The sequence below is a fragment of the Arcobacter sp. F2176 genome, assembly GCF_004116465.1.
GTDB lineage: Bacteria > Campylobacterota > Campylobacteria > Campylobacterales > Arcobacteraceae > Arcobacter > Arcobacter siniprincipis.
On record NZ_PDJV01000086.1, the window covers coordinates 1 to 401 of the forward strand.

Consider the following 401-nt stretch of genomic DNA (forward strand, 5'->3'; position numbering starts at 1 on the left):
TGCATAAATAGTGTGGTCTTTACCAATTCCTACATTCTCTCCGCAGTGTACTTTAGTTCCTCTTTGTCTAATAATGATGTTTCCAGCTCTTACAACTTCTCCACCAAATTTTTTAACTCCAAGTCTTTTCCCAGCTGAGTCTCTGTTATTCTGTGTACTACCTTGACCTTTTTTGTGAGCCATGACTATCTCCTCTTATGCTGCAATTTTAGTAATTCTAACTTTAGTGAAGCTTCTTCTGAAACCTCTTTTTAGTTTAGAATCTTTTCTTCTTCTTTTTTTGTAAATAATAACTTTTCTATCTCTATTTACACCAGTTCCATCTAAAACTACTTCAGCCTCAACTTTAGCAGCAGAAATAGCATCTCCAGTTTTTAACTCACCATCGTTAATTGCTAACA

General features: G+C 34.7%; 2 protein-coding genes. Both read right to left on the reverse strand.

The window, feature by feature from the left end; all coding sequences use genetic code 11:
* On the reverse strand, positions 1-183 hold a 183-nt coding region (gene rpmA, locus CRU95_RS16290), incomplete at its 3' end, for a 50S ribosomal protein L27 (protein WP_129102130.1).
* Positions 184-195: 12 nt separating this feature from the next.
* A partial coding sequence (gene rplU, locus CRU95_RS16295) for a 50S ribosomal protein L21 (RefSeq protein WP_129102131.1) occupies positions 196-401 on the reverse strand: 206 nt, incomplete at its 5' end.